Below are 10,259 nucleotides of genomic sequence, written 5' to 3' on the forward strand. Positions count from 1 at the left end.
GAAATGATTATATAAATACATTGACGAAAATTAGCTTATTTATTAACAATATAGTTGGCATGGTTATTGCTATATGATAGAAGCATATGAATGATTATTTTTGAAATTAATTATAAACTTTAGGAGGGTATGGTATGAGAATTGGTTTTATAGGCTTAGGAGTTATGGGGAAAAGAATGGCTATGAATGTGCTTAAAGGTGGATATGAGCTTACAGTATCTGACTTAAATAAGGATGCAGTAAAAGAGCTTGTAGATGCTGGAGCAAAAGAAGCTAATACACCTGCAGAAGTATCAGAAGGAAAAGATGTTATTTTTACATCTCTTCCAAACTCGGCAATAGTTGAGGCTGTTATTCTTGGAAAGAACGGAGTGTTAGAAGGAGCAAAAGAAGGTGCGATAGTAGTTGACTTAAGCAGCATCACTCCGAAGTCTATACAAAATATAGCTAGAAAAGCAAGCGAAAAAGGTGTGGAAGTAATGGACGCACCTGTAAGTGGTGGAGCTTCAGGAGCTGAGAAAGGTACATTAACTATCATGGTAGGAGGAAAAACAGAAACATTTGAAAAAGTTCTTCCTGTTTTAAATTGTGTTGGTAAAAAAGTAAACCATGTTGGTGATGTTGGTGCTGGGGATACTGTAAAGCTTGTAAATAACTTACTACTAGGAGCTAATATGGTAGCTGTATCAGAAGCATTAGCACTAGGAGTAAAAGCTGGACTTAAGCCAGAGGTTTTATATGATATTATAAGCCAAAGCTCAGGTGGTTCTTATGCTTTAACTGCGAAATATTCAAACTTTATAGCTAAAGGTAATTTTGAACCTGGTTTTATGATAGATTTACAATATAAGGATTTACAACTTGCTGTTGATACAGCTAAAGACATGAAAATGCCGTTGGTAATGGGAAATTTAGCTCAACAAATGTATGAAATTGCAAGAGCAAAAGGATTAGGTACTGAAGATATATCAGCGGTATTAAAACTATATGAAGAATGGGGAAATATCGAAGTAAGAGAGGAGCAAGCTTAATTATGGATATTAAAACTATGATTGAAGAAAAAATGCCTTTAACTCTCGGGGATATAATAGAGATTGCAGATAAAAAAGGTGTAAGATTTGTTGATGTAGTACTTGCTGAAGCAGAAGTACAAACAGGTAAAAATAGAGAAGAAATATTAGAAGAAGTTTTAAAAGAGTTTGAGCATAACCTACATGCTGTTGAAATAGGTTTAACTACTGGAAGCAGCTTGTTACTTGGAACAACTGGAGCACAACTAAACAATATGGAAGGCTTTAGATTATTTAAAGATGAATTTGTTGATAAAGCTTTGGTGAACACTATTGCAGCTCAAGTAGGAAATCATGGTATAGGATTAAATCCATGTGCTGGTACTGGCGATTCATGTCCTTATACAGGGTTTATAAAAGCTATGTATGACACAGGGTATGAAAGAGAAAGAGTAGCGGAAATAGCAGCAATATTACTAAAAGTAGGATCAATGTTCAGAGTTGGTAAAACAACAACTGGATGTAACATGGAAGGCTTCGGTGCTGGTTCAGCTGCAGTAGCTGCTGCAACAGTAGAACTATATGGTGGAAGTGCAAGAGCTACAGAACGAGCAATGGTAATAGCGATTTCTCCTACTATAGGTGTTCCTTGTACTCCGAGAGTTATGGTTCCTGCATTATGTGCAACTCACATAGGTGGAGCTATACTTATGGGAACATTAGCAGCAGGACTAGCAGCAAAAACTGATATGGAAGTAAATGTACCTATTGACGTAATGTTAGCTATGGCTACTGAAGTTCATCCTATATCAGGAAAGGCTATTGTTCCTACTGTAGTAGAATTTATGCAGCCATTCTTTAAAACAAAAGAGCCAGTTGAAAGACTTATACCTCAATCAATTAAAGATGAGGAAAAAGCTAAAATTGAACAAACACTTGTTAAAGCTAAGGAAGTAGCTAAGAAATTAGCTGAAGGGGCTAGACCAATTACTAATACATTAGGAGAGGCAGTTGTAGGAGGAAGCAGCCAGGCTGTTGGTTCTCCAACAAATACAGGAAGAATAGCTCACTTCTTAGCAAAAGGGAAAATTAAAAAAGTTAAAATAGAGCTTTACCCAGAATTATTTGCTCGTAGAGGAATAAATGTTCCTGGAGTACTAATGGGAGCAGTATGTGGTTCATCTACAGCTGACGGTAAAATGTATAAGGAAGTAATAGATCTTGTAGAAAAAGAAGGAATAGAAGTTGAAATAGTTAAAGATGAAGAGTACCAAGTTCAAAGAGTTACAATAGAGACTGACCAAGGAACATACATGGTAGACGCTTTAAATAGAGGTGGCGGAAGATTAGTGCTTAGAGATGCTACTCCTTCTAGACAAGAAGCTGTTGATATAGCTAATAAATTAGGTATTGTATTAGTCGAAGCATAGAAAGAAGGTGACGTGAGTGAATATTATTGAAAGAATAATTGCTAAAAAAGCTAATAAAGAAGTGGTACAGGTAGGAGAAGAGCTAAGTGTAAAGGTTGATTTAGTAATAGCTCATGACGTAACTGGACCTTTAGCAATAGAGCAATTTGAAAAAATAGGAGTAAAACAGGTTTTCAGTAAAGAAAAAGTAGCGTTTGTTATGGATCATAATATCCCTTGTGCTTCTGTAGATTCAAGAATTCAACATAGAACTGTACATGATTTCTGTGATAGATTTGGTTCGATAGTTTATGGAAGATCTGAAGGTGTTATCCATCAGGTAATTCATGAAGAAAATCTATATCAAAAAGGCGATATAATAGTAGGAGCAGACTCTCATACTTGTACTGCAGGTGCATATGGTGCAGTGGCTATACCAGTAGGGTCTACAGAGCTCGCAGCTGTTATGGCGTTAGGAGAGCTTGACTTAGAAGTTCCTGAAACTTATCTAATAAATGTTGAAGGACAATTAAATCCTGGAGTTTATGCTAAAGATATAATATTACACGTAATAGGAAAGTTTGGAACTAATGGATTTACTGATAAAGCAGTAATATTCAGTGGTAGTACTATTCTTGGGTTAGATAATGATGAAAAAATGACTATTTCAAACATGATGATAGAGATGGGTGCTATGATAGGATATATAGATCAAGGCGACGAAGAAATAGGTGCTGTGACTGAGACTTATGTAATTAAAGCATCAGATATTGTACCAGTAGCTGCATGTCCGTCATCACCTGGAAATGTTAAGCCTATTAAAGAGGTTGAAGGTCAGAAAATTAACCAAGCAGTTATAGGAAGCTGTACAAATGGAAGATATTCTGATATGAAGATAGCTGCTGAAGTATTAAAGGGCAGAAAAGTGGCTCATGGCGTTAATATGATAATAGTTCCTGCATCAAAAAGAATATTAGACAGGATGGAAGATGAAGGTTTAACTAAGATATTTAGAGAAGCAGGAGCAATGGTTACTAACCCTGGATGTGGTCCTTGCTTTGGAGCACACCAAGGATTGCTTGCAAAAGAAGATGTAGCTATATCTTCAACTAATAGAAATTTCCCAGGCAGAATGGGACATAAAGAAGCTCATATATACTTAGCTTCACCTAGAACTGTAGCAGAAAGTGCAGTAAAGGGATGCATAACAAGCCCAGGTACTGTAATTCCATTGGAGGGGTAGCGAAATGGACAAGATAAAAGGAAAAGCATTTATGCTAAATGAAAATGTAGATACTGACCAAATACTTCCTGGATATGCTATGTCATATCCGGTAGAAGAGCTTAAAAAAGTTACTTTAAGAGGAAGCATAATTCCAGATTTTCCTGAGAAGGTTAATGATGGTGATATTATAATTGCTGATGACAACTTTGGTTGTGGGTCAAGCAGGGAACAAGCACCAGTTGCATTAAAAAGTTCAGGGGTAGGAATTGTAATAGCTAAGTCATTCGCAAGAATCTTTAGGAAAAACTCTATAAATATAGGACTTCCTGTAGTTACTTGTGAATATATAAACGAAATAAAAAATGAAGCTCAAGATAACGATGAATTTGAAATAGACTTGATAAATGGTTTAATAACCAACTTGAGAACACATAATCAGTATAAGCTTGATAAAATAGCAGAAACTACACTTGAAACTCTTCAAGCTGGTGGATTAATAAATAAAGTTAGAAAGAAACTAATGGAAAGAGGTGCTATCTAATGGCTAAAGCAAGACCAAATACTGAGAGAATTGTTAAAGAAGATATTGAAAGAATTAAGGCGTATGAAAAAGCTTTTGGTGTTAAAATGCCATATGTTGATGAAAATGGAGATGTTCAAGGATTACCTGACGCTTATCCAAGAGAAGTTAATGGAGTAGTTAGAAGTGGATATAGATTAACAGAGCTTGGAAGACAAGCAGTTAAAACAGGAAACCCTGTTCAGAACCCTATTCTTGGAAGAAATAGTGCAGAAGAAACTTTCAGGGAGTCGGGACATATGTACGAAATGGCTGAAAAGCTTGGGATTACATTATTCCAGTTCGTACACTCAGAAGCAACTAGACATATAGATCCACTTGATGGTATAGAGCTAATTGAGCAATCAAGAGGAAAAGGTGGAATTACACCAGCTGGTGAAAGAGAATTTGTTCAAATGGGTGGAGGTTCAAAGCATCCAATAAGAATAAATGCTACTGGAGATACTACGCACCTTAACGTACTAAATGCATTAATAGCTGGATTCGATGGTACAGACTTAGGCCCAGTTGTTCACGTTCACTTTGGAGGAAGAGGAATTCATGACTTCAGAACAAAAGTTGAAAATGGATTCAAGGCAATTCAAATCTGTGCTGAAAATAGCATATTTATTCAGCTTGATACTCATAAGCACATCAACAATATAATGGGTACAGATGGTATGGCTTTAGCTATGATTTTATTATCTGAAGGATTAGCTGTTAAAGCTGGATTAGATAGAGCATTAAGTGCTATTCAAATGAACGTAGCTGGTATCAATATTCTTGCTGACTTAGCTTTAGTAAAAGCATTTAGAGAAACTATTTGGAGTGAATTTATCATAGCAGTACCTGAAACGTTCCAAAATCCACCAGCAGACTTGATAGCAGAGCAAGCTCACTTTGCAAGAATGGCAGTTACTGCTAAGCTAGCTGGAGCTAACTTCTATAGACCAAAGGCTGCTGAAAATGTTGGGATACCTACTGGTGAGTCAATGGCTAAGGCTATCTGGGCTACACAAAATGTATTTGAAGGAACTTATAAGGTTGAAATTCATGATCCATTTATAGATGAAAGAAAAGAAGAAATTAAGACTGAAGCAATGGCAGTTTTAACAGCAGCATTAAAGAGAACTACTATGTTAAAGCCTGAAGAAATTAATGAAGAGTTCTGGAAGCAATATGATGAGCATGAGCTTATAGATTTAATAGTAGAAGCAGGTAAAAATGGTATTCTTGACACTCCTAGAGCTGGAGGATGGGATCTTAAGAGATTTGTTAAGACAAATAGAGATGCAGATGGTATCAGAAGATATCTTCCAGGATATACTCCATTAGGTGTAGATGAGAAATATATGCCATTAACTAAAGAAAATGTAGAAGCTCCAAAAGAGTATTCTATAACTAAGAAAGAAAAGATAGTATTAGCTACTGTTGGAGCAGATGCTCACGTTGTAGGAATAAACATGGTTAAAGAGGCAATACAAAAAGCAGGATACGAAGTAATATTCTTAAGAGGTATGAACTTGCCTGAAACAGTTGCTGAAGTAGCAGCAGAAACTAAAGCAAGTGTTGTTGGAGTAAGTAACCTACTTGGATTAGGAATGACACTATTCCCAAGGGTAGAAAATAGATTAAAAGAGCTTGGAATTAGAGATGATGTAGTTCTAATGGCAGGCGGAAGAATTGCTGAAAAAGAAGAAGAGCATGCTATGTATGAAAAGAAAATCCATGATGAGGGAACAGGATTCCTTGGTGTTGATGGATTCTTTGGACCTGGTACAGATCTTGATGAATGTGTAAAATGGATTGAAGAGCAAATAGAGAAGAAAAAAAATAAATAATTTGTTTTTAATAAGGGAGGGTCAAATATGGAACAGATAAAAACACCTGTTGTTATAATGAGAGCTGGAACAAGTAAAGGGATTTTTATTAAAGAAGAAAACCTACCAAAAGACCAACAAGAAAGAGACGAATTAATATTAAAGATATTCGGAAGTCCTGACATTAGACAGATTGATGGTTTAGGTGGAGCAGATCCATTAACTAGTAAGCTAGCTATTATTGGACCATCTACTAGACCAGATGCTGATGTAGACTATACATTCGGACAAGTATCATATGTTGCAGCAAAAATAGATTACTCAGGAAACTGTGGAAATATTTCTGCAGGAGTTGGACCTTTTGCAGTAGATGAAGGGCTTGTAAAGGTTGAAGAGCCTTACACAACTGTTAGAGTACACAACACAAACACAGGAAAGATATTAGTTGAAAAAGTTGAAGTTGTAAACGGTAAAGCTAAGGTTACAGGAGACTATAGCATAGCTGGAGTTCCTGGAACAGGCTCAGAGATAACAATTGACTTTTCAGATACTGCTGGAGCAGCTACAGGAAAGTTTCTTCCAACTGGAAACCCAATAGATAAAATCGAAGTAACAGGATATGGTGAAATCGAAGCTTCTTTAGTAGATGCAGCAAACCCAGTTGTATTTGTAAGAGCAAAAGATTTAGGATTAACAGGAATTGAAACTCCAGCACAAATTGATGAAAATAAAGCAATGTTAGCTACACTAGAAGAGATAAGAGGAAAAGCAGCAGTTATGATGGGATTAGTTAGTGAGTGGCAGAATGCCGTTAAAGAAGCTCCAGCATTCCCAATGATAGCTTTCGTATCTCCAGCGCAAGACTATGTTGACTTTACAAAAGGTAAGCAAATAAGCGAAAATGACGTAGATTTTGTTTCTAGATTGATGTTCATGCAGGTTGTTCATAAGACTTATGCAGGGACAGCTACTATATGTACAGGTTCAGCAGCAAGAATAGAAGGAACAATTGTAAATGAGGCAATGAACGCTAAGAACAGAGGTAAAGACAGTGTTCTTAGAATAGGGCATCCAGCAGGTGTAATAACAATAGATGTTGCTGCAAGCAAAGAAGCTGAAGGCTGGAAGTTAGAAAAAGCTGCAATAAGCAGAACTGCAAGAAGAATCATGGAAGGAACTTGTTACACTGTTGAAGGAAGGGAATAACATGTGTAAATATGACTACTTGATCATAGATATAGGTAGCACCTATACAAAGCAAAGGCTATTTAAAGACTGTGAATTAGTGGCGACTGTGCAGTCGCCAACTACAGTCGATAATGTGTACAAAGGAATAAAAGCAGGTCGTGACAAGATAAAAGAGCTTCTAAATGAAGATAAGATAGAAGCTAAACATGTGCTTTCTTCCAGTAGTGCAGCTGGAGGCTTAAGAATGGTGGCTATGGGATATATGGCAAGAGTTACTGCTAAGGCTGCAAAGGAAGTAGCTATGAACTCAGGGTCAAAGATACTTGAAATAGTATCTAATGAAGATCCTCCTGAATATAGAGTGGAGATTTTAAAGGAGATAAACCCTGATATCATACTTTTAGCTGGGGGAACTGACTTTGGTGATGAATCATCACTTATAGAGAACGCTGGGTTAATAGTTGAAAGCAAGGTAAAAGGTATTGTAGTAATAGCTGGAAATATCAGCGCTCAAGGTAAGGCGGCAAGAATATTAAGAGAAGGTGGTATAGCGCATATACGAGTTCCTAATATCATGCCAACTATTCATCAGCTAAAAGTTGATGAAGCAAGAGAGTCTATTCATAGAGAATTTATTAAACAGATTACGAAAGCTCAAGGCTTGAGTATACTACAGGAAGAAATAACTAACGACAAGATTATACCTACCCCAGGAGCTGTTCTTATGGCATCAGAGTTATTAGCAAAGGGAACGTATCTTGATAAGGGGATAGGAGAGATAATCGTTGTTGACTTAGGTGGAGCTACAACTGATGTTCACTCGGTTATACCTGGTCTTGCAAATCTTGAGGATGAAGAGATTGGTTTAATAGTAAGCAATGAGAAGCAGATTTCATATAGAACTGTTGAAGGAAACTTAGGAATGCGTGTTAGTGCTATGGGTATACTTGATACAGTTAACCCTAAAGCCATATTATTCAAAAGAGGCATTAAAGATGAAGAGCTATTAGAAGAATTCACTAATTATTGTGAGTGTATGGAAGAAAATCCAATGCATATTGCAGAAGATGACAAAGAATATATGTTTGATACATTTTTAGCAGAGACAGCTGTAGAGGTTGCGTTAAAAAGACATGCAGGCTATATTTCAACAGTGGCAGATCCTATAACAGGTGTATCGCCAGGAATGCCTGTAGGAAGAGACTTAAGAAATGTAAGAACAATCATAGGTGTAGGTGGGATATTTGCCTACAGAACTCCTGAAGAAAGTAAGAGCATTATAAAAAATGCACTAAAAGATAAGGGAATTTCCCTTTTGCCAAATGACCCACAAATACTAATAGATGAGAACTACTTGTTGTATACTGGAGGCATTATATCACAAATTGATGAAGAATATGCGTTCCAAGTTCTTAGAAAGCAATTTGGAATTTAAACAATACTAGGAGGTAAAACAATGAAAAAGACAACTGTATTAAGACAATTATTAAACGCTAAGGAAATATTAGTAGCACCAGGAGCGCATGACGCTTTAACTGCTAGAGTTATAGAAAAATCAGGATTTAAAGCTGTATATATGACAGGATATGGTCAAGCAGCAAGTGCATTAGGAAAGCCAGATATCGGTTTATTAAGCATGACTGAAATGTTAGATAGAGCTAGAAAAATGGCAAGTGCTGTTGATGTTCCAGTAATCGCTGATGGAGACACTGGATTTGGTAATGCTATAACAGTTATGAGAACAGTTGAAGAGTACGAAGCTGCAGGAGTGGCTGCTATTCAATTAGAAGACCAAGTAGCTCCAAAAAGATGTGGACACATGTTAGGAAGAAAAGTAGTAAGCATGGAAGAAATGGTTGGTAAGATCGAAGCAGCTAAAGCAGCTAGAAAAGACGAAGATTTCGTTATAATCGCTAGAACTGATGCAAGAACAGTTCACGGAATAGATGAAGCAATAAGAAGAGCTAAGGCTTATGAAGCAGCGGGTGCAGATGTAATATTCGTTGAGTCATTAGAAACAGAAGAAGAAATGAAAAGAGTACACGAAGAAATAAAAGTTCCTACATTAGCAAACATGGTAGAAGGCGGAAGAACACCACTTCTTAAGAACAGTGAATTAGAAGCATTAGGCTACAGCTTAGTTATATACCCAACTGCATCAACTTATGTTGTATCAAAAGCTATGTTCGAACTTATGGATGCTTTAAAGGCTGATGAAACAACTGCAAACTTTATTGATAAAATGATAACTTTCCCAGATTTCAATGACTTAGTAGGCTTAGGTGAGTTTGCAAAGCTTGAAGAAAAGTTTGTTAGAGAATAATTAACAAATTAAGATTCTCTGATTCTAATTAAGGGAGGCAGTATTATGTCAATATTAGCTATAAAAAACATAGGTATCTTAGTTACAGGAGATGTAAAGAATCCTGTATCAAAAGCAAATACAATCATAGTAGAAGATGGCAAGATAAAAAAAGTAGGAGACGAAAGCCTCTTAAAAGAATTTGCATGTGACAAAGTAATAGATGCAAAAGGAACAACAGTAGCACCAGGATTTATAGATTCACACGTACATCCTGTGTTAGGTGACTTTACACCAAGACAAAACACAATAGGATTTATGAACAGCTCACTACATGGTGGAGTAACAACAATGATATCAGCAGGAGAGCCACACACACCAGGCAGACCAAAAGATCCAGCAGGAACAAAAGCATTAGCAATAGTAGGACATAAGAGCTCAAAAAATGCAAGACCAGGTGGAGTAAAACTACACGGTGGAGCAGTAATACTTGAAAAAGGTTTAGTAGAGAAAGACTTTGAAGAGCTAGCAAAAGAAGGAGTATGGCTAGTAGGAGAAGTAGGACTAGGCTCAGTAAAGAAACCAGAAGAAGCAGCACCAATGGTAGAATGGGCAAAGAAAAATGGCTTTAAAGTAATGATGCATACAGGAGGAACATCAATACCAGGAAGCAGTACAGTAACAGCAGATGATGTAATGAACACAAATCCAGATGTAGTATCACACATAAACGGAGGACCAACAGC

The 10,259-nt window shown here is 36.6% G+C and carries 9 protein-coding genes; all 9 read left to right on the forward strand.

Features of this window, described 5'->3' with window-relative positions; translation table 11 throughout:
* Nucleotides 1–134 precede the first annotated feature (134 nt).
* The gene (locus HNR33_RS17290) at nt 135–1,031 is read left to right on the forward strand and encodes an NAD(P)-dependent oxidoreductase (protein WP_429085659.1); all 897 of its coding nucleotides are present in this window, start codon (nt 135–137) and stop codon (nt 1,029–1,031) included.
* 2 nt (nt 1,032–1,033) lie between these two features.
* Nucleotides 1,034–2,440 (forward strand): hypothetical protein, encoded by a 1,407-nt coding sequence (locus HNR33_RS17295; protein WP_429085661.1) that lies wholly within the window; start codon nt 1,034–1,036, stop codon nt 2,438–2,440.
* A 16-nt stretch (nt 2,441–2,456) separates the two neighbouring features.
* Nucleotides 2,457–3,662, forward strand: coding sequence for a 3-isopropylmalate dehydratase large subunit (locus HNR33_RS17300; protein WP_429085663.1), 1,206 nt, complete (start codon nt 2,457–2,459; stop codon nt 3,660–3,662).
* Between the two features lie 4 nt (nt 3,663–3,666).
* Nucleotides 3,667–4,185: a LeuD/DmdB family oxidoreductase small subunit gene (locus HNR33_RS17305; protein WP_429085665.1), complete on the forward strand. Its 519-nt coding sequence runs from the start codon at nt 3,667–3,669 to the stop codon at nt 4,183–4,185.
* Nucleotides 4,185–6,044, forward strand: a complete 1,860-nt coding sequence (locus HNR33_RS17310; protein ID WP_429085668.1) for a cobalamin-dependent protein — start codon at nt 4,185–4,187, stop codon at nt 6,042–6,044. The genes HNR33_RS17305 and HNR33_RS17310 overlap by 1 nt, the downstream gene beginning before the upstream one ends.
* A gap of 27 nt (nt 6,045–6,071) precedes the next feature.
* Complete coding sequence (locus tag HNR33_RS17315; RefSeq protein WP_429085671.1) at nt 6,072–7,229, forward strand: 2-methylaconitate cis-trans isomerase PrpF family protein; 1,158 nt, start codon at nt 6,072–6,074, stop codon at nt 7,227–7,229.
* A gap of 1 nt (nt 7,230) precedes the next feature.
* Complete coding sequence (locus HNR33_RS17320; RefSeq protein WP_429085674.1) at nt 7,231–8,646, forward strand: glutamate mutase L; 1,416 nt, start codon at nt 7,231–7,233, stop codon at nt 8,644–8,646.
* A 21-nt stretch (nt 8,647–8,667) separates the two neighbouring features.
* Nucleotides 8,668–9,534 (forward strand): isocitrate lyase/PEP mutase family protein, encoded by an 867-nt coding sequence (locus tag HNR33_RS17325; protein WP_429085677.1) that lies wholly within the window; start codon nt 8,668–8,670, stop codon nt 9,532–9,534.
* A 45-nt stretch (nt 9,535–9,579) separates the two neighbouring features.
* Nucleotides 9,580–10,259 (forward strand): amidohydrolase family protein (locus HNR33_RS17330; RefSeq protein WP_429085681.1); only part of this gene is annotated, 680 nt, incomplete at its 3' end.

The sequence above is a fragment of the Brassicibacter mesophilus genome (assembly GCF_050433385.1).
Taxonomy (GTDB): domain Bacteria; phylum Bacillota; class Clostridia; order Tissierellales; family Proteiniboraceae; genus Brassicibacter; species Brassicibacter mesophilus.

Bases quoted from the DNA above. Each gene is read 5' to 3' on its own strand.
- HNR33_RS17290 (WP_429085659.1), top strand. From the start codon at position 135: ATGAGAATTGGTTTTATAGGCTTAGGAGTTATGGGGAAAAGAATGGCT.
- HNR33_RS17295 (WP_429085661.1), top strand. From the start codon at position 1,034: ATGGATATTAAAACTATGATTGAAGAAAAAATGCCTTTAACTCTCGGG.
- HNR33_RS17305 (WP_429085665.1), top strand. From the start codon at position 3,667: ATGGACAAGATAAAAGGAAAAGCATTTATGCTAAATGAAAATGTAGAT.
- HNR33_RS17310 (WP_429085668.1), top strand. From the start codon at position 4,185: ATGGCTAAAGCAAGACCAAATACTGAGAGAATTGTTAAAGAAGATATT.
- HNR33_RS17315 (WP_429085671.1), top strand. From the start codon at position 6,072: ATGGAACAGATAAAAACACCTGTTGTTATAATGAGAGCTGGAACAAGT.
- HNR33_RS17320 (WP_429085674.1), top strand. From the start codon at position 7,231: ATGTGTAAATATGACTACTTGATCATAGATATAGGTAGCACCTATACA.
- HNR33_RS17325 (WP_429085677.1), top strand. From the start codon at position 8,668: ATGAAAAAGACAACTGTATTAAGACAATTATTAAACGCTAAGGAAATA.